The sequence below is a fragment of the Phaeobacter sp. JH20_26 genome, from assembly GCF_048056275.1.
GTDB lineage: Bacteria > Pseudomonadota > Alphaproteobacteria > Rhodobacterales > Rhodobacteraceae > Phaeobacter > Phaeobacter bryozoorum.
Genome location: NZ_JAYMWL010000025.1, coordinates 16,228 through 34,466 on the forward strand (window position 1 = coordinate 16,228; position 18,239 = coordinate 34,466).

Here is an 18,239-nt window from a genome sequence, read left to right on the forward strand (position 1 = left end):
GTAGGCAGCTCAGCCCAGATCTTGCAAGACGTTTGCAAAGCTTGTTTCCTTTGCAATCAGAACCGCTTGGGTCCGGCTTTGGACCCCGAGTTTGCGCATGATCGCGGTGACATGCGCCTTTACCGTGGTTTCGGCGATCGACAGGTCATAGGCGATCTGCTTGTTCAGTTTGCCCGCGCAGATCAGTTGCAGGATCCGCGCCTGCTGATTGGTCAGCGTCGCCAGACGCCCGGTCGCATCCTGCGTTTCACTGTCCCGCGGCAGCAGCACATAGCCGGGCGGGACGAAAGGCGTGCCCCTGCCGATGGCGTCAAAGGCGTCGATATAGATCTCGCGCTGGCTGTGCTTGGGCACAAAGCCGGCGGCACCGGCGTGGATGGCTGCGCTGATGACCCGGTTGTCCGCCATCGACGATACGACAAGGATCGGCGCGGTCGTCGCATTGTGCAGCCGTATCAGCCCGTCGAGGCCCTGAGCATCGGGCAGGTTGAGATCCAGCACCACCGCATCGGGAGCAGGAGTGTCCGAAACCTCGGAAATGGCCTGTTCCACTGTCGCGGCGGTTGCGATGCTGGTGATCCCAACCGTGGCGCGCAGCGTCATCGCCAGGGCGTCGCAGAACAGCGGGTGATCCTCGACGATCAGCGCGGTCACAAAGCCTGCCGGGTCCTGCGCATCCGGGGTGCGAGGTCGCTGGGGATGATCTGGGGCGGGCGAATGGGTCATCACACTCCTCAAGCCTATGCCAATGGTCCATGGTCTGCGCCGGGCAATCGCGGGTCACATTGCGCGCCAAAGCCACGCGCCCGTCATGCCGCTCATGCTAGCAGCACCTGCAAGCCGCGACCAATAGGCGAAAAGTCTAAGACGGCTCGCGAAGATGCAACGGCCGTGATTTCGCGTCTGGCGGGAGCGTAGGCCTGTGCTATCCTTGTTGCGCGCACCGTCGCCGTCTGATCTGCAACCAATGTCGCATATCGGCGCGCAGCCGGATTGCGTTATGCAGGCGCCAGCAGGGGCGTCCCAGTGCCCGCAACACGATGTATCGCCAGCAAAAGGAATAGGCTTATGAAACTTGCCGATACCCGCAGCATCGCTGCCCCGCGCGCCGAGGTCTGGCAGGGGCTTCTGGATGCCGAAACGCTGAAGGATGCGGTGCCCGGCTGCCAGGAAATGGAGGGATCGGCCGAGGAGGGTTTCACGGCGGTTGTGGTACAAAAGGTCGGCCCGGTTAAGGCGACATTCCGCGGCACTGTGACCCTGTCCGATCTAGATGCGCCCAATAGTCTGACCCTGCGGGGGGAGGGCAAGGGCGGCGCGGCTGGGTTCGCCAAGGGCGACGCCCATGTGACGCTGAGCGATGGTGAGGACGGGCATACCCTGCTGACTTATGAGGTCGAGGCCAAGGTCGGCGGCAAACTCGCCCAGCTTGGAAGCCGGATCATCGACGGGTTTGCCAAAAAGATGGCCGACCAGTTCTTCGAGCGGTTCCAGACCGCCGTCGAAGGGGATAGTTCGGTCGAAACAGATGCCTCAGCGGAGGAGGCCGGGACACCCGACGCCAGCCAGGACGAGGCGCCGCGCAAAGGTTGGATTGGCCGGGTGCTCGGCAATTGAGCGGACAGGTGGTCAGGGGAGAGATGCCGGTTAATCCGGCTCTTCCAGATGAAATTTCACGATTTCACGCCACAGCCGCTTGACGCTCCGAAAGCACCGATTTATAGACCAAATTCCCTGAGCGGGTATGGTGAAATGGTATCATAAGAGCCTTCCAAGCTTAAGGTGCGGGTTCGATTCCCGCTACCCGCTCCAGGATTTCCGACATAGATCAGACCGGTAGCTGCGCAGAAGATCTCTCCGGGGTGTTCAGGGCGGTGCCGAACCATTCATGCGGCGGTATGACAGGCTTTGACGGCCTCTGTGCGCTTGACCTCAGGGGTTTGCGGGGTCATGAACCTTGGCGATGCGCAGGCGACAGAGCCTGCCACACGGAACGTCGAAGGAGCTGACATGGCGGGCAATCAAGCGGTCCCGACTGCGGATGTAGAGCGCGAGAAATCGCGCAAGATTGGTGTCCTGTCTGCCCTCTGGCCGTTTATGCGCCCCTACCGCCTGTTGATGGCCACCGCGACGCTAGCACTCGTGCTCACCGCGGGCCTGTCGCTGACGCTGCCGCTGGCGGTTCGCCGGGTGGTCGATAACTTCCGGGTTTCCGATGCTGAGCTGCTGAACCAGTATTTCGCCGCTGCTCTGGTGATTGCGGCGCTGCTGGCCGTGGGCACGGGCCTGCGCTATGCGCTGGTCACGCGGCTGGGAGAGCGGGTGGTTGCAGATATCCGCAAGGCGGTGTTTGACCGCGTCATCGGCATGAGCCCGGCGTTTTTCGAGCAGATCATGACCGGAGAGGTGCTGAGCCGGATCACCACGGATACAACGCTAATCCAGTCGGTGCTGGGCTCGTCGGTGTCGATTGCCCTGCGCAATATGCTGATCTTTGGCGGCGGTCTGGTGCTGATGCTGCTGACCTCGGCCAAGCTGACCAGCCTTGTTCTGCTGATCGTGCCTGCGGTGATCGTGCCGATTCTGGTGTTGGGGCGGCGGCTGCGCAAGATCAGCCGCGAGAATCAGGATTGGATCGCGGCCTCTTCCGGCAACGCGGGTGAGGCGCTGGGCGCGGTACAGACGGTTCAGGCCTATACGCATGAGAGCGCCAGCCGGGGCGAATTCAGCCGGATGACAGAAACCGCATTTGACGTTTCAATGCGGCGGATCCAGACCCGTGCTTTCCTGACCGTGATCGTGATCTTTCTGGTATTCTCCGGCGTGGTTGGCGTCCTGTGGATGGGCGCAAACGATGTGCGCGCCGGGGTCATGTCCGAAGGCACCCTGGTCCAGTTCGTGATCTATGCGGTGCTGGTTGCAGGCTCGGTGGCGGCGCTGTCAGAGATCTGGAGCGAATTGCAACGGGCCGCTGGCGCAACCGAACGTCTGGTGGAGCTGCTGACAGCGGTGGATGAGGTGCAGGATCCGTCGCGTCCGCAGGCGCTGGCCGAACCGGTGCGGGGCGAAATCCGATTTGACAATGTGTCCTTCCGCTATCCCGCCCGTCCGCTGATTCCGGCCCTGAGCGACGTCTCCCTGACGGTGAAGCCGGGCGAGACGGTTGCCTTTGTCGGCCCCTCCGGTGCGGGCAAGACAACCATCATCCAGATGATCCAGCGGTTCTACGATCCCACTGATGGCGCGGTCTGTCTGGATGGTGTCTCGTTGCGGGACCTGCAACGGGATGCTTTCCGCCGACATATCGCGCTGGTGCCTCAGGACCCGGTGATCTTTGCCGCCTCGGCGCGGGACAATATCCGCTTTGGTCGTCCCGAGGCCAGCGACGCCGAGGTCGAGGCCGCCGCCCGTGCGGCCGCCGCCCATGACTTTATCACTCGGCTGCCAGAGGGCTATGACAGCCAGGTCGGGGAACGTGGCGTGATGCTGTCGGGCGGTCAGAAACAACGGATCGCCATCGCCCGCGCGATTCTGCGCGACGCGCCGGTGCTGTTGCTGGATGAGGCCACATCCGCACTGGATGCCGAAAGCGAACGACTGGTGCAAGCCGCTGTCGATGAGCTGAGCCAGGGCCGCACCACCTTGATCGTGGCGCATCGACTGGCAACCGTGAAAAAGGCAGATCGCATCGTGGTGATGGAAGAGGGCCGTATCGTGGCCACCGGCAGCCACGATCAGCTGGTTGCCGAAGGCGGGCTTTACGCGCGTCTTGCACGGCTTCAGTTCACCGATGGGCTGGCTGCGGAATAGGCAGACCCGGTCTCAAATGAGCCGAATTTCGGCTTCAAGGTCGAAAAACTTCAAATGTCGCTGCGTCAAAGCGCAGGCTTCCTTGACGTGACCCTGTCGGCGCGCTTGCGCGGCGGGTCGTTTCAAATCATTTTGTGTTAACTGAAATTCCCCGGCACAAGGGGACTAGGGGAGGAAACCAATGGGATTTGCCACGGCTGCGGACTGCTTGGCACTAACGAACGAGATGCCTTTTGGGCAGCGGAATATGCCGACGACGCTTTATGGGTTGCTGTCCCGTACGGCCGGGAAATTTCCCGACAACAACGCGGTGAGCTACCAGATTTTCTCTGGTCCCAAGGATAAGGCCGAGACCCTGACCTGGCGCCAGCTGAAGGACAAGGTGACCCAGGCGGCGAATATGTTCCGGTCCATGGGGATCGGTGAAAAGGATGTGGTCGCCTATATCCTGCCGAACTGCAATGAAACCGTCGTGACCCTGCTCGGCGGCGCTGTGGCAGGCATCGCCAATCCGATCAACCCTCTGCTTGAGCCGGAGCAGATCGCCTCGATCCTGCGCGAAACCGGGGCAAAGGTGGTGGTGACGCTGAAGCCTTTCCCCAAGACCGACGTCGCCCAGAAGGTGGCGGAGGCGGTGCGCCATGCGCCCAAGGTGAACACGGTTCTGGAAATTGACCTCAACCGCTATCTGACGCCGCCAAAATCCTGGATTGTACCGATGATCCGCCCCAAGCTTGAGGGCAAGGACAAGCTGGCCCATGCGGATTACAAGAATTTCAACAAAGAGCTGCGCAAGCATCCGACCGAGCTGACGTTCGCGGATTCCGACAGCGACCGGGTGGCCTGCTATTTCCACACCGGCGGCACCACCGGGATGCCCAAAGTGGCGCAGCACACCTATTCCGGCATGAACTACAACGGCTGGCTGGGCAGTAAGCTGCTGTTTACCGCAGATGACAATATCATGTGCCCGCTGCCGCTGTTCCATGTCTTTGCCTGCCATGTGATCCTGATGGCGGCGGTGGCCTCGGGGGCGCATGTGGTGTTCCCGACACCGCAGGGCTATCGCGGCGAGGGTGTCTTTGACAATTTCTGGAAGCTGATCGAACGCTGGAAGATTTCCTTTATCATCACCGTGCCCACTGCAATTTCGGCCAAGATGCAGCGGCCCGTCGATGCCGATGTCTCGACCGTAAAGACGGCCTTCTCCGGCTCGGCGCCACTGCCGGTCGAACTGTTCAAACGGTTCGAAAGCGCAACGGGCGTCAGCATTGTCGAAGGTTACGGCCTGACCGAGGCGACCTGCCTGGTCTCCTGCAACCCGGTTCAGGGCGAAAAGAAGATCGGCTCGATCGGCATTCCGCTGCCCTACACTGACGTCAAGATCGTGAAGGCAACCAATGGCGATATGGTCGAGCTGGGTGTGGATGAGATCGGTGAGATCTGTATCTCGAGCCCCGGCGTCTATGCCGGTCATACCTATACCGAGGTCGAGAAGAACGAAGGTCTGTTCTACAAGGACACCTATCTGCGCACCGGCGATCTGGGCCGTCTGGATGCGGATGGCTATCTCTGGATCACGGGCCGGGCGAAGGATCTGATCATCCGCGGCGGCCACAATATTGATCCGGCCGAAATCGAAGAGGCGCTGCTGGGGCATGAGGCCGTCGCCTTTGCGGGTGCAATCGGCCAGCCGGATGCCCATGCCGGCGAGGTGCCATGTGCCTTTGTCGAGCTGGTGGATGGCGCAAGCGTGACGCCGGAGGATCTTTTGGCCTATTGCAAGATCCACGTGCATGAACGCGCGGCAATCCCGAAACATGTCACGGTGATGGATGAGCTGCCGAAGACGGCCGTGGGCAAGGTGTTCAAACCTGATCTGCGCAAGAATGCCATCACCCGGATCTACAATGAGGCCCTGCTGAAGGCCGGCCTGCCTGCGCGCGTCGAACATGTGGTCGACGACAAAAGCCGCGGTCTGGTCGCCCAGGTTGAGGCCAATGGCGCCTCAGCCTCCGATATTTCGGATGTGCTTGGTGTCTTTACCCGCCCCTGGGAGCCGATGCCAAAGGGCTGATCCCAGAGCGGCGGATGGCACTGCGCCACCCCAGCATCAGAAAGCGCCCCACGCGGGCGCTTTTTTCATTTGTAAAGCATGGTTTTTGATTTCGGCGCTGCTAATCTCATTCGACGGACTATGAAGATAGGGAACGGGTGAGATGAACTACGAGCGGCTGATCGACGAAGAAACCTGGGCCTTTATCCGCAAAACCGGCGAATGTTACCCGGATGATGCGGTGGATCTGTCGATCACGGAACAGCGCAAGGTCTATGATGACATGGCCGCTGAATTCCGTGTCGCGCGCCCGGATGTGGTCCGCTGCGAGGATCGGCTGGTGGGGGCGGTCCCGGTGCGGATCTACACCGCCGGAGAGCCGGGCTGCACGGTGATGTACTGCCATGGCGGCGGCTTTGTCGTTGGTGGGTTGGACAGCCACGATGACGTCTGCGCCGAGCTTTGCGCCCAGAGCGGTTATCGCGTTGTGGCGGTTGATTACCGTCTGGCCCCAGAACATCGCCACCCTGCGGCCTTTGAGGACGCCTGGGCGGTCTTGCAGTGGATCCGCGACAGTTTTGAGGGGGATCTGGTTCTGGCTGGTGACAGCGCCGGTGCCAATCTCTGTGCAGCCGTGGCGCATCATGCGCGCGGACGTATTGACGGGCTGGTGGGGCAGGTGCTGATCTACGGCGCCTTTGGTGGCGATATCAATCAGGGCTCTTATCTGGAACACGCGCAGGCGCCGATGCTGACACGGGATGATATCCTCTACTACGGGTCAATTCGCCGCCCGGAAGGCACGCAGGCGACGGGCGATCCGACCCTCGAACCGCTGGCCGATACCGATTTTTCCAACCTGCCCGCAACGGTGCTGATCACTGCCGACTGTGATCCGGTGCGCGATGATTCCCGCCATTACCGAGACAAGATCATGGCCGCCGGTGGCAAAGCGCATTGGATCAACGAACAGGGGCTGGTCCATGGCTATCTGCGCGCCCGCCACAGCGTCGGCCGCGCCCGTGACAGTTTCGAACGGATCTCCGTCGCCGTGGAGGCGCTGGGGCAGGGGCTCTGGCCCTATGAGTGAGCGCTGTCGTCGGCCCGGCCCCTGGCACATGATCAGCCTGCGAAATCGCGGCAGTTTTCAGGGGCGGCTGCGCGGTTGTACCAGCCGCCGCTCTTGACCCGCCAGTCGCTGCTGTGGGTGGTGACATAGGACCAGTTGCCCACTGGAAGATGCGCATAGCCGATGGTGTCGCCGGGTTGGATCGTCCCGATACGGGCGGTGCCCGCACTATGGCCGGAATGGAGCGGGACCGGAGCGCCAAGCCAACCCAGACAGGCGCCTTCAAATTCATCGCGGATCGGCAGATCCACCAGCAACCGCCGCAGATGCGTATCGTTCAGCGTCAACTGCCTGCGCCCGGTGTTGACCTTGCAGCCGTGATACTTCTCCAGCGCGCGGATGTCCTGCACCTGCCGGTTGCTCTGCGGGTCAAGCGCGACGGATTTTCCGAAGCAATCGCTATTGTCGAAAACGCTTTGGCCCAGCACCGTTCCAAAACAATAGCCGGCACGGTCCATGATCAGATTTCGCGTGAACCACAGATCATCGCAGCCGTCCTGTGCAAACGCGGGCAAGGGCAGCAGCGTTAACAGTAGTGTGAGATAGCGGATGGGCATGGCAGGCTCCTGTTGATCGCGGCGACGGTCCGATAAGCCTGCCATGGATCCTCAGCTGAGGAAAGATTTTGCCTTCATCGTGTCGGCGATGGGCGCACCAAGGCGGCTGAGGATGGTAGGCGCCAGCTGGCGCTGGTCGATCACCACATCTTCCGCCGGGCCTTCGGCCGGGCCGAAATAATACAGCGCGGTTTCCTGTTGCAGGGCGCTGCGCCCGCCATGGTGGCCGCGATCATCCTGCCCGTGATCGGCGGTGACGATGATCTCATAGCCCATTTCGCGCCATTTGAAGATAAACGGCGCCAGCATCTCATCCATGACGAAACAGGCGTGGTCCATTTGCTGGCAATCGTGGAAAAACCGGTGCCCCATGCTGTCCAGCGTGCAGGTGTGCAGCATTCCGTAGTTCAGCCCGAACCGCAGGCAGAGGTTTGTCAGCGTGCCAAACAGATCGACGTCCGACGGGGTCATCTGGTTGTCCAGCCCGTAGCCGGTCATCGAATGGAACCGCCCGTGATTGATCGTGGCGCTGTCCGGTTCGTCATATTCAACGTCGCGCACGGGGTCATAGGGGTGGCGGTTGAAGAAGGAGGACCAGAAACTATGCGCCACCGCACCGGTTACGCCGCCGCCCTCGCGAACCTGGCTGAACACATCCTTGTGGCCCAAGCGGAAGACATTGCCATTGCCGGTGCAGCCATGTTCGGCGGGGGCAACACCTGTGTGGATCGAGGCATAGCAGCTGGCGGAGATCGAGGGCAGCACCGAACGGTGTTTCCAGACCCGCGCTTCGCCGCTGTAGACCCAGCCTTCCAGATTGCCAAACAGCCGACGGAAGTTGCGCCACGGCACCCCGTCCAAGATGATAAGGAGAAGTTTGTTGTCCATCGCAGAACCCAAGGTCTTGTAAAGGTGAGTTAAAAAGGCGGCCGTGAGGAGTGTTCCTGCGGCCGCCTTTGAGTGCGTCCCGCCGCAGTTGCCTGCGACGGGGGGATATCAGGTGCTGGGCTGCTAGTTGCCCGCACTTTCCATCTTGCGGTTGGCGATGACCTCTTCCAGCCACCCGAGCCGCATTTCCGGCACCGAGCTGAGCAGCAGATCGGTGTAATCGTCAAAGGGGGGCGACAGCACTTCGGTCTTGCCGCCATAGCGCTGGACGCGGCCCTGATACATCACCGCGATATTATCCGAAATCGCCCGCACCGTGGCGAGATCGTGGGTGATGAACAGATAGGCGACATTCTCGATCTTTTGCAGTTCCAGCAACAGCTTCAGAATGCCGTCGGCCACCAGTGGATCCAGCGCCGAGGTGACCTCGTCGCAGATGATCATCTTGGGCTTCGCCGCCAGCGCTCGTGCAATACACACCCGCTGTTTCTGTCCGCCCGACAGCTCCGCCGGGTAACGGTCGATGAAGCTTTCGCCCAGCTCGATCTCATCCAGCAGTTCGATGATGCGCTTGCGCTTTTCGGCGCCCTTCATGCCAAAGTAGAACTCCAGCGGACGGCCGATGATCGTACCGACGGTCTGGCGCGGATTCATCGCCACATCCGCCATCTGATAGATCATCTGCAATTCGCGCAGATCCTCGCGGGTGCGTCCCGCCAGATCGGAGGACAGCCGACGCCCGGCAAACTCGATATCACCCTCGCGCGGTGGCAATAGCCCGGTGATCACCCGTGCCAGTGTCGATTTACCAGAGCCGGATTCTCCGACCACGGCCAGCGTCTGACCGGGGTGCAGGTCGACGTTCACATTATGCAGCACATCGAATTTGGTGCCCTGGTAGCGCGCGGTGATATTGCGCACGCTCAGCACCGGCTCCGAGGTCGGGGCCTTTTCCTCATGGGTGATGGAGCGCACCGAGACCAGCGCCTGTGTGTACTCCTCCTGCGGGGCGTTGATGATCTGATCGACGGGGCCGTATTCCACCATATTGCCGTGGCGCAGCACCATGATGTCGTCGCTCACCTGTGCCACCACCGCAAGGTCATGGGTGATATAGAGTGCAGCCACACCCGTGTCGCGGATGGCTTCCTTGATCGCCATCAGCACCTCGATCTGGGTCGTCACATCCAGCGCCGTTGTCGGCTCGTCAAAGACCACCAGATCCGGCTCCGGGCAGAGCGCCAGCGCCGTCATGCAGCGTTGCAGCTGACCGCCGGAGACCTGATGCGGATAGCGCTCGCCGATATTGTCGGGATCGGGCAGACCCAGCTTGGCAAAAAGCGCGCGGGCGCGGGCTTCGGCCTCTTTCTTGGAGAACTTGCCCTGTTCAACCGCCGCTTCGATCACCTGTTCCATGATCTTCTTGGCCGGGTTGAACGAGGCCGCCGCCGATTGCGAGACATAGGTGACCTCGCCGCCGCGCAGGCGACGGATATCGCGCAGTTTGGATTGCAGGATATCGCGGCCATTCACCCAGACCTCGCCGCCGGTGATCTTCACACCGCCCCGGCCATAGGCCATGGAGGCCAGCCCGATGGTGGATTTTCCGGCGCCGGATTCGCCGATCAGCCCCAGCACCTTGCCCGGTTGCAGATCAAAGCTGACACCATGCACGATTTCGATGTCATGGGGCTTTTCCCCCGGCGGGTAGACAGTTGCGCCGATCTTGAGATTGCGCACTTTCATAAGAGGTTCGCTCATCCGCGGCCTCCTTTCAGCGAGGTTGTGCGGTTCAGGACCCAGTCCGCGACAAGGTTGACCGAGATCGCAAGGGTGGCGATGGCGATGGCAGGCAGCAGTGCCGCCGGAATGCCATAGACGATGCCTTCCTTGTTTTCTTTCACGATCCCGCCCCAGTCGGCTTCTGGCGGTTGCACGCCAAGGCCGAGGAAAGAGAGCGTCGAGACAAACAGCACCATGAAGATGAACCGCAGGCCCATTTCGGCCACCAGCGGTGACAGCGCGTTGGGCAGGATTTCGCGGAAGATGATCCAGGCGGTTTTCTCCCCTCGCAGACGCGCGGCTTCGACGTAGTCCATCACCTCGATATCCACCGCAACCGCACGGGCAAGACGATAGACGCGGGTGGAGTCCAGCAGACCCATGACCACGATCAGAACCGGCACGGTCACCGGCATCACCGACAGCACCACAAGGGCAAAGATCAGCGTCGGGATCGACATCACCAGATCGACCAGCCGCGACATCACCTGATCCACCCAGCCACCGGCAACGGCGGCAAAGAAGCCCAGCACCGATCCGGTGACAAAGGACAGGATGGTGGCCGCAGTGGCGATGAAGATGGTGGTGCGTCCGCCATAGATCATCCGGCTGAGAAGATCACGGCCGATATTGTCGGTGCCAAGGAGATGCTCAGCCGAGCGCGGCTCCCAGACGTCACCGACGATTTCAGCCATCCCATAGGGGGCCAGCAGCGGTGCAAAGATCGCCATCAGGAAGTAGAGGGCCGTGAAGAACAGCCCAATCATTGCAGAGATAGGGATATTCTTCATTTCGGATGCCTCAGACGCGGGTTCGACAGGATCGCCACGATGTCGGCAATCATGTTCAGCACGATGTAGACGGCGGCAAAGATCAGACCGCAGGCCTGCACCACCGGGACGTCACGCTTGGACACGTGGTCGACCAGATACTGGCCCATGCCGGGGTAGACAAACACCACCTCGATCACCACGACGCCGACCACCAGATAGGCGAGGTTCAGCATCACCACATTCACGATCGGTGCGATGGCATTGGGAAAGGCGTGACGGGCAATCACGTTGAAGGTGCTCAGCCCCTTCAGCTCCGCCGTCTCGATATAGGCCGATTGCATCACATTGAGGATCGCCGCCCGCGTCATGCGCATCATATGCGCCAGAACCACCAGTGTCAGCACCGCGACGGGCAGGGCAATGGCGTTCAGTTTTTCCAGCAGGCTCATGGATTCATTGATCATTGCGACCGAGCTGAACCAGCCCATCTGCACCGCAACGAAATAGATCAGCAGATAGCCAATCAGAAATTCCGGGATCGAGATCGAGGCCAATGTCACGGCCGAGATCAGTTTGTCAGGCCAGCGATCGCGGTAACGTACCGCCAGAAGGCCCAGGAAGATCGCCAAGGGAACCGAGATCACGGCAGCCCAGAACGCCAGGAACAGCGTGTTGCCAAGACGGCGGCCAATGCTGGTTGCAATGTCCTGACCATTGGTCAGGGCGGTGCCCAGATCACCTTGCAGGGCGCCGAACAGCCAGTCGAAATAGCGCAGAACAGCCGGTTCATTCAGCCCCAGTTCCTCGCGCAGGTTGGCAAGTGCCTCGGGCGTGGCCGACTGACCCAGAATGGACTGCGCCACATCGCCGGGCAGGATCAAGGTGCCCATGAAGATGAGCACGGATGCGGCGATCAAGAGAATTAGTCCCAGCGCGAGGCGCTGGGACACAAGTTTCACGACGGGGTGCATGGCATGGACCTCTATCAGGCCAACCAGCACTTATGCGACCATTTGCCGGCCATGGTGTCGCCGGTGGAATCCACCACCCAACCCTGAACCTTGCTGCTGGTCGCTTCGATGAAGTCGTTGAACATCGGGCAGATCAGACCGCCTTCGTCCCGCACCATCATGCCCATCTGGCTGTAGAGCGCCTTGCGCTTTGCTTCGTCCAGCTCGCCGCGGGCGGCAAACAACAGCTGGTCAAAGTCTTCGCGCTTGAAGCGGGTGTCGTTCCAGTCTGCGGTCGACAGATAAGCGGTCGAATACATCTGATCCTGCACCGGACGGCCACCCCAGTAGGAGGCACAGAACGGCTGGGCGTTCCAGACTTCGGACCAGTAACCATCACCGGGCTCGCGCTTCAGTTCCAGCGGGATACCGGCGGCATTGGCCGACTGCTGGAACAGCTGGGCTGCATCCAATGCACCCGGGAAGGCAACATCCGACACCCGCAGGGTGATCGGGCTGCCATCATGGCCGGATTTCTTGTAGTGCTCTGCCGCTTTGGCCGGATCAAACGGGCGCTGCGGGATGCTGTCATCAAACAGCGGATAGGCGGAGTTGATCGGCATGTCGTTACCGACGGAGCCATAGCCGCGCAGAACCTTATCGACCATTTCCTCACGGTTGATGGCATATTTAAGCGCCAGGCGCAGCTCGTTGTTGTCAAACGGCGCGGTGTCGCAATGCATGATGAACACATAGTGGCCCGGACCGGCTGCGTTGCGCACGGTCAGGTTCGGTGCACGGTCGAGGAGACCTGCAACCTTGGGCTCAACACGGTTGGCGATATGCACCTGACCCGATTGCAGCGCCGCCATACGGGCGGTGGCGTCGTTGATTACCACGATTTCGACTTCATCGACATGGCCGCGGGTGTCATCCCAGTAGTTGGGGTTTTTCTTCCACATATGGCGCACGCCCGGCTCATCGGCGACCAGCATATAGGCACCGGAACCGATGCCCGCTGCCGGGTTGTCAAAGCCGCCATCAGGCTGGATCATCAGGTGATAATCGGCCATCAGATAGGGCAGGTCGGCGTTCGGCGTGGTCAGCGAGACGACGAAGTTGTCGCCATCGGCCTTCATGCTTTCGATGCCGCGCATAATGCCGAGCGCACCCGATTTACTGTCCTCGTTGGAGTGGCGCTCCATGGTGCGCATCACGTCCTCGGCCGTCACCGCCTTGCCGTTGTGGAATTCAACGCCCTTGCGGATCTTGAATGTCCAGGTCTTGGCGTCTGCACTGGCTTCGACGCTTTCGGCGAGACGGTTTTCGATGCCGCCTTCGGGCGTCACGTTCACCAGCGTTTCACCGAACTGATAAAGATTGTGGTAGGGCACCTGGCTTGCGGCCACGGCGGGATCGAGCGAGTCGGTGCTGCCGCCGCCGATGGAGCCGAGCTTCAGCGTGCCCCCTTTGACCGGGCCTGCGGCCTCGACGGCGCGGGCAAACAGGCTGCCTGCTACTGCGGCGCTGATGCCGAGTGCGGCGGTTTTGCCCATGAATTCACGCCGGGTCATTTTCCCGGAGGTGACGCTTTGCGTCATGAAATCAATCTGGTCTTTCATTGCGGACTCCCTGTCGTATCTAGACGCTGAACACGTCATTTCTTGAATTGTCATTCAAGGTTTGCGCATTTGCTGCGACCTCGCAACCCTTATTAGCGTGCTTTCTGGCGCAGGCGGGGATGGCGAAGGCATAAAGAGACGGTGATCCCGTCGTCTTTTGGAACTGGTATGTCGTATTTGGTAAGAAGTGAATGGCTGGTGGGACAATATGTGGAAAAAACCAATGCACTCGCGATGCCAATTATTATCGCCGCCGCACCCCCTATTTCGCCAATGGATGGTGGACCCCGCCTGATTTTCGGCCAAAACGGGTGATCCGTGCCGGTTTTGCGACAGGCCGCAGCTGCGGGCGCGATGGCCGATCTGGCGCATTTTCGCGATTTCGGATGCTTGCTTTGGCACCAATGGGCGCGTCAGGACATGACGGAAAACGACATCCGCAACCTATCCGCAATCGCCCGCAGAAAAGCGCAGTTCACCAGTCCGCGCTGTCCATCCAGATGGTCACCGGACCGGAGTTGATCAGCGCAACCTGCATATCGGCCCCAAAGGACCCGCGCGCCACAGGCACCTCAAGCGCCGCCAGCTGATCGGCAAACCGGGTGTAAAGCGCGCGGCCCAGATCCGGCGCGGCGGCATTGGAGAAGCCGGGCCGGTTGCCACGGCGGGTATCGGCGGCCAGCGTAAACTGGCTGACAACCAGCGCGCCGCCGCCGATGTCCTTTACCGAGCGGTTCATCTTGCCCGCCTCATCGCGGAAAATCCGCAGCTTGCTGATCTTGGCCGCCATCTGATCCGCTTCGGCCGCGCTGTCCCCCGCCATCGCGCAGATCAGGATCAGCAGGCCTTCACCGATTTCACCGATGATATCGCCGTCGACGGTGACAGACGCCTCGGACACTCGCTGGATCAGGGCACGCATGGATTATCCTACTCAGTGATATGCGGCGTCAGTCGCGCCAGGTGGTGAAGTCGTGCAGTTCAGCACGTTCAGTGCGGAACTGGTTGGCCGGATGGTCGGGATCGGCATAGCCGAAAGACAGCGCACAAAGGATATTTCGATCCTCCGGTATGTCGCAGAGCTGATGCAGCATCGGCGCATAGGTGGCAACAGCGGCCTGCGCGATGCTGGCAACGCCCGCTGCGGTTGCGGCCAGCGTGAACCCGGTGACAAAGCCACCGCAATCCAGCGCACCATAGGGGCCAAGCTCCTTGGGGCTGGTCAGGATCGCGCAATGGGGGGCGTCAAAAAGCGTAAAGTTGCGCATCATCTGCCGGTGAGAGGCGGCGCGATCGCCGCGTTCAACACCAACCGCCTCATAAAGCGCCCAGCCGCAGGCCTGTCGCCGCGCCTTGTAGTCGCCACTGTAACGCTCGGGAAAGGGGAGGTCGGGGGCAACAGGATCCTTTGCGACCGCCTCCGCCAGGGCCACCCGCAGCGCATCCGTCGCCGCGCCGCTGAACAGCGTCACCTGCCAGGGCTGGGCATTGCACCAGGAGGGCACTTTCTGGGCGCACCGCAGGATATCCTCGATAATCGCACGGGGTACCGGATCGGGGCGAAAGCCGCGACAGCTGTGACGGCGGCTGAACAGCGCATCAAGCGCAGGAAGGGTGGTCATGGCGGATCCTTATGTCGGCTTCGGGGGGCTCGTGGTCTCGGCGCGGAATGTCAGCGTGATCCGAAATAGGCCACGGCAGCGCCGATCAGCAGTGCCAGAGCAACGGCGGCGGCAATTTTCCACACCGAATAGGGGCGTTCTCCCTGTACCCGACCGGATTGCCCGTTGACCACAAAACGATAAGTCTTGCCCCGATATTTGTAAGCGGCCAGCCAGACCGGCAGCAGCACATGTTTGAAGGTGATATCGGAAAAATCGCTGTCGATATGTTCGATCCGTTGCCGATCCCCGCCAATGTCAAAACGCACGTCGCGTTCGATGACCCGGCGCATCCGCGCAGTCGCCTCGCCGTAGCCATCGGCCAGTTCCACCGCATAGGCCTCGGCCCGGAACCCGGCCAGATACTGCGGCTGGTAAGGCTCCAGCGCCGACAGGTCCCAGGGCTCCAGCGCATCGGTGTTCTTTTTCGGCAGGCTCTTGGAGGCGAGCACCAGCACATCGTCAAAGAACCGCTGCACCCGCCCCGAGACCGGCCGCCAGCGTATCTTCGGCACCTGCCGCGACTGGCGCTTGCCGTCGACCATCACGGTTTCGGTGACATAATAGACGGTGCCGCGCTGGCCGCGATACTGTGAGCGGGTGTCGGCGTCGAAGGTCCAGTAGGGGACATAGATGCCGTCCATGCGTCGGCCTTTGCGGGCATATTGTTGCAGGCCGCTCGGCGCAAACCACAGCTGGCCCAGCCAGTCCGACATCGCCTTATGGGCGCTGCGCTCATCAAAGGCGAAGGGCAGCACGCCCTTGGGCTTGATATGACGGTGGATCCCGGTGTCTGTGACCATCGGCGTGGCGCAAAACGGACATTCCCCCGCATGGTCCTTTGGGTCAAATTCCACCTGCGCGGCGCAGTTCGGACAGCGCAACACGCGGGTTTCTTCCATGTCGGCCTCGGCCAGACCCGAGGAGAGCGCCGTCTCGAAATCCAGCTCCCGCAGGCTGCCACCCCGCCACGGGCCGGATCGGATCGCTTCCCGGTGGCCGCAATGATCGCAGGTCAGCGTGCCGTTTTCAGGATCATAGCGATAATCCGCGCCGCATTGCTCGCAGGGGAACCGATGTTCCTCAAGCGGTGCCTGCGTCTCGGCGCTGGCGGAGCTCTCGGCAGGCGACAGGCCGGAGGGCGGCGGCGGTGGGGGCTGGGTCACGTGGGGAAGCCTCAAAGATATCTATGCAGCAGTTTCGGCACCATGATGCGCAGGGCGTTGTCTTTCAACAGGAAATGGCGCCACAGATGGAACAGCCCATGCAGGACGATGACAATGAGCAGCGCATCAAAGGCAAGTTCATGCAGCTCTTCAGCCAGCTCATGCAGGGTGCGGCTGCCTGCGGCCGGATTGATCGGCAACACCCCAAAAGCGCGGATCGCAAAGGGAGCCAACACCCCGGCCAGCGCTCCGGTTGCGACCATGACCGGCAGGCCGATCTGCAAGACACGGTGGTTCAACCCGTGGAACCGTCTGGCCCAGCCCGGCAGCTTGGGACCGGCGCGCCCGACCAGCCCTTTGCGCAGATAGACAAGCGTCCAGATCAGCACGACCACGGCAAGGAGCAGGCCAACGCCCGCGTGGGTGGCCAGCGCCAGCCCCGGATCGGCGCGGTTCTCCTCCGGTTCCACGAGAAAGAAATAGAGGATCAATCCAAGGCTCAGCCAGTGGAGCCATTTGAGCGCGCTGCGTCGGGTCATATGCAGAAGGTCCTTCGTGGCACAAGGGCTGCGGTCGGTCCTGAGAAAGGGCGCCGATGATCGCAGCGCCCTCGGGATTGTGTGATGTCAGCCAGCCGGCGGTGCGGGCGGCGGTGGCGGAGGCGGCGGTGGCATGATGGTGAACAGCTGCGCCAGTTCGATGACATCGCCTGCCGCCTTCCAGCCGTCCTGACCGGGTGTCCAGACCAGGCTGTCCCGGCGCAATCCGCCCTCCTGTGCCATTCGCCCCAGTCGGGCCTTGGAATAGGGGCCGGTGGTCTGACCGTTCTCGGCAATGTGCCAGACATGTTCCACCGGTGGAGGCGGCGGCGCCACCGGCGCGGCGGCCTGCGGTGCAGCGGGTGCGGGCCGCGCGCCCCAGGGACCGCTGGTCTGACCCGCTGCATGAGCGGCGGCACCCGGCTGCGCCATCTGCGCCATCTGCTGGGCCATTGCCATGCCCATCCCCATGCCCATTCCGGCCCCCATGCCGCTATTGGGCGCCTGGGCGGCGGCGGTCATCGCCTCGGCGGCGGAGAACTGCGTATAGCGGCCAAGATCACCGACGATTCCCATCTGTGTGCGCTTGTCCAGCGCCTGTTCGACCGCGGCGGGCAGCGAGATATTCTCGATATAGAGCTCGGGGATCGCGATGCCGTATTCGGCCACCGTGGCGGAAATCTCAGCCGCCACCAGCTTGCCCAGATCGGCGGTATTTGCAGCCATATCCAGAACCGGAATGCCGGAGCCTGCCAGCACCCGGCTCACCTGCTGGACGATGATATTGCGGATCTGGAAGGAGATTTCATCCATGGTGAACTCACCATCGGTGCCGACGATCTCACTCAGGAACCGGGCCGGGTCCACCACCCGGATGCTATAGGTGCCAAAGGCGCGCAGACGGACCGGCCCGAACTCCGGGTCGCGCGCCATGATCGGGTTCTTGGTGCCCCACTTCAGATCATTGAACCGGGTGGTGTCGACAAAGTAGATCTCGGATTTGAACGGCGACTGAAAGCCGTGATCCCAATGTTGCAGGGTGGTCATGATCGGCATGTTGTTGGTCTCCAGCATGTAGAGACCGGGGGTGAAGACATCGGCCAGCTGACCTTCATGCACAAAAACCGCCGCCTGACCTTCGCGCACCGTCAGCTTGGCGCCGTATTTGATCGCGTGGCCTTCGCGCTCGAACCGCCAGACCAGCGTGTCATTGGTGTCGTCGGTCCAGTGGATGACGTCGATGAACTCTCCCTTGAGAAAGTCGAAAATACCCATTGTCTTCATCCTCTTTCGGCGATGCCGGGGC

16 protein-coding genes and 1 tRNA gene are annotated in these 18,239 nt (G+C 61.6%); 5 read left to right on the forward strand and 12 right to left on the reverse strand.

Translation table 11 applies throughout. From position 1 onward, the window contains the following. Positions 1-9: 9 nt before the first annotated feature. Positions 10-603 (reverse strand): LuxR C-terminal-related transcriptional regulator, encoded by a 594-nt coding sequence (locus VWY60_RS18090; RefSeq protein ID WP_416535137.1) that lies wholly within the window; start codon positions 601-603, stop codon positions 10-12. 465 nt (positions 604-1,068) lie between these two features. Between VWY60_RS18090 and VWY60_RS18095 the strand changes: the two genes are divergently transcribed. The 5 genes from VWY60_RS18095 (at position 1,069) to VWY60_RS18115 (ending at position 6,956) form a co-directional block, all read left to right on the forward strand. After that, positions 1,069-1,617, forward strand: coding sequence for a CoxG family protein (locus tag VWY60_RS18095; protein ID WP_340546091.1), 549 nt, complete (start codon positions 1,069-1,071; stop codon positions 1,615-1,617). A gap of 121 nt (positions 1,618-1,738) precedes the next feature. Continuing rightward, positions 1,739-1,812 (forward strand) — tRNA-Gly (locus VWY60_RS18100). Positions 1,813-2,010: 198 nt separating this feature from the next. Then, positions 2,011-3,810 carry an ABC transporter transmembrane domain-containing protein gene (locus tag VWY60_RS18105; protein WP_340546090.1) on the forward strand — a complete coding sequence of 600 codons (1,800 nt, stop codon included), beginning with the start codon at positions 2,011-2,013 and terminating at the stop codon, positions 3,808-3,810. A 181-nt stretch (positions 3,811-3,991) separates the two neighbouring features. Next, positions 3,992-5,887 carry an acyl-CoA synthetase gene (locus VWY60_RS18110; protein ID WP_340546089.1) on the forward strand — a complete coding sequence of 632 codons (1,896 nt, stop codon included), beginning with the start codon at positions 3,992-3,994 and terminating at the stop codon, positions 5,885-5,887. 142 nt (positions 5,888-6,029) lie between these two features. After that, complete coding sequence (locus tag VWY60_RS18115) at positions 6,030-6,956, forward strand: alpha/beta hydrolase (RefSeq protein ID WP_340546088.1); 927 nt, start codon at positions 6,030-6,032, stop codon at positions 6,954-6,956. 32 nt (positions 6,957-6,988) lie between these two features. Here the strand turns inward: VWY60_RS18115 and VWY60_RS18120 are convergent, their stop codons facing one another. The 11 genes from VWY60_RS18120 to VWY60_RS18170 form a co-directional block, all read right to left on the reverse strand. Beyond that, positions 6,989-7,552, reverse strand: coding sequence for a DUF4453 domain-containing protein (locus tag VWY60_RS18120; protein ID WP_416541357.1), 564 nt, complete (start codon positions 7,550-7,552; stop codon positions 6,989-6,991). A gap of 51 nt (positions 7,553-7,603) precedes the next feature. Then, on the reverse strand, positions 7,604-8,440 hold the full coding sequence (locus VWY60_RS18125; protein WP_416592534.1) for an alkaline phosphatase family protein: 837 nt from the start codon (positions 8,438-8,440) through the stop codon (positions 7,604-7,606). 123 nt (positions 8,441-8,563) lie between these two features. Then, the gene (locus VWY60_RS18130) at positions 8,564-10,201 is read right to left on the reverse strand and encodes an ABC transporter ATP-binding protein (protein ID WP_340546086.1); all 1,638 of its coding nucleotides are present in this window, start codon (positions 10,199-10,201) and stop codon (positions 8,564-8,566) included. Then, positions 10,198-11,013 (reverse strand): ABC transporter permease, encoded by an 816-nt coding sequence (locus VWY60_RS18135; protein WP_340546085.1) that lies wholly within the window; start codon positions 11,011-11,013, stop codon positions 10,198-10,200. Before VWY60_RS18135 ends, VWY60_RS18130 begins: the two co-directional genes overlap by 4 nt. Beyond that, on the reverse strand, positions 11,010-11,966 hold the full coding sequence (locus VWY60_RS18140; protein WP_416535138.1) for an ABC transporter permease: 957 nt from the start codon (positions 11,964-11,966) through the stop codon (positions 11,010-11,012). The genes VWY60_RS18135 and VWY60_RS18140 overlap by 4 nt, the downstream gene beginning before the upstream one ends. A 14-nt stretch (positions 11,967-11,980) precedes the next feature. Continuing rightward, positions 11,981-13,567, reverse strand: a complete 1,587-nt coding sequence (locus VWY60_RS18145; protein ID WP_061048721.1) for an ABC transporter substrate-binding protein — start codon at positions 13,565-13,567, stop codon at positions 11,981-11,983. 475 nt (positions 13,568-14,042) lie between these two features. Then, positions 14,043-14,489 (reverse strand): D-aminoacyl-tRNA deacylase, encoded by a 447-nt coding sequence (gene dtd, locus VWY60_RS18150; RefSeq protein WP_416535081.1) that lies wholly within the window; start codon positions 14,487-14,489, stop codon positions 14,043-14,045. Positions 14,490-14,517: 28 nt separating this feature from the next. After that, positions 14,518-15,189 (reverse strand): nitroreductase, encoded by a 672-nt coding sequence (locus VWY60_RS18155; protein WP_416541358.1) that lies wholly within the window; start codon positions 15,187-15,189, stop codon positions 14,518-14,520. A gap of 50 nt (positions 15,190-15,239) precedes the next feature. Further along, positions 15,240-16,394 (reverse strand): TFIIB-type zinc finger domain-containing protein, encoded by a 1,155-nt coding sequence (locus VWY60_RS18160; protein WP_416541359.1) that lies wholly within the window; start codon positions 16,392-16,394, stop codon positions 15,240-15,242. 11 nt (positions 16,395-16,405) lie between these two features. Continuing rightward, complete coding sequence (locus VWY60_RS18165; protein WP_416541360.1) at positions 16,406-16,933, reverse strand: cytochrome b/b6 domain-containing protein; 528 nt, start codon at positions 16,931-16,933, stop codon at positions 16,406-16,408. An 87-nt stretch (positions 16,934-17,020) separates the two neighbouring features. Next, positions 17,021-18,208: an SPFH domain-containing protein gene (locus VWY60_RS18170; protein ID WP_416539063.1), complete on the reverse strand. Its 1,188-nt coding sequence runs from the start codon at positions 18,206-18,208 to the stop codon at positions 17,021-17,023. Positions 18,209-18,239: the final 31 nt, after the last annotated feature.

Bases quoted from the DNA above. Each gene is read 5' to 3' on its own strand.
- VWY60_RS18125 (WP_416592534.1), bottom strand. From the start codon at position 8,440: ATGGACAACAAACTTCTCCTTATCATCTTGGACGGGGTGCCGTGGCGC.
- VWY60_RS18145 (WP_061048721.1), bottom strand. From the start codon at position 13,567: ATGAAAGACCAGATTGATTTCATGACGCAAAGCGTCACCTCCGGGAAA.
- VWY60_RS18170 (WP_416539063.1), bottom strand. From the start codon at position 18,208: ATGGGTATTTTCGACTTTCTCAAGGGAGAGTTCATCGACGTCATCCAC.
- dtd (WP_416535081.1), bottom strand. From the start codon at position 14,489: ATGCGTGCCCTGATCCAGCGAGTGTCCGAGGCGTCTGTCACCGTCGAC.
- VWY60_RS18090 (WP_416535137.1), bottom strand. From the start codon at position 603: ATGACGCTGCGCGCCACGGTTGGGATCACCAGCATCGCAACCGCCGCG.
- VWY60_RS18095 (WP_340546091.1), top strand. From the start codon at position 1,069: ATGAAACTTGCCGATACCCGCAGCATCGCTGCCCCGCGCGCCGAGGTC.
- VWY60_RS18130 (WP_340546086.1), bottom strand. From the start codon at position 10,201: ATGAGCGAACCTCTTATGAAAGTGCGCAATCTCAAGATCGGCGCAACT.
- VWY60_RS18165 (WP_416541360.1), bottom strand. From the start codon at position 16,933: ATGACCCGACGCAGCGCGCTCAAATGGCTCCACTGGCTGAGCCTTGGA.
- VWY60_RS18110 (WP_340546089.1), top strand. From the start codon at position 3,992: ATGGGATTTGCCACGGCTGCGGACTGCTTGGCACTAACGAACGAGATG.
- VWY60_RS18105 (WP_340546090.1), top strand. From the start codon at position 2,011: ATGGCGGGCAATCAAGCGGTCCCGACTGCGGATGTAGAGCGCGAGAAA.
- VWY60_RS18135 (WP_340546085.1), bottom strand. From the start codon at position 11,013: ATGAAGAATATCCCTATCTCTGCAATGATTGGGCTGTTCTTCACGGCC.
- VWY60_RS18140 (WP_416535138.1), bottom strand. From the start codon at position 11,966: ATGCACCCCGTCGTGAAACTTGTGTCCCAGCGCCTCGCGCTGGGACTA.
- VWY60_RS18120 (WP_416541357.1), bottom strand. From the start codon at position 7,552: ATGCCCATCCGCTATCTCACACTACTGTTAACGCTGCTGCCCTTGCCC.
- VWY60_RS18115 (WP_340546088.1), top strand. From the start codon at position 6,030: ATGAACTACGAGCGGCTGATCGACGAAGAAACCTGGGCCTTTATCCGC.
- VWY60_RS18155 (WP_416541358.1), bottom strand. From the start codon at position 15,189: ATGACCACCCTTCCTGCGCTTGATGCGCTGTTCAGCCGCCGTCACAGC.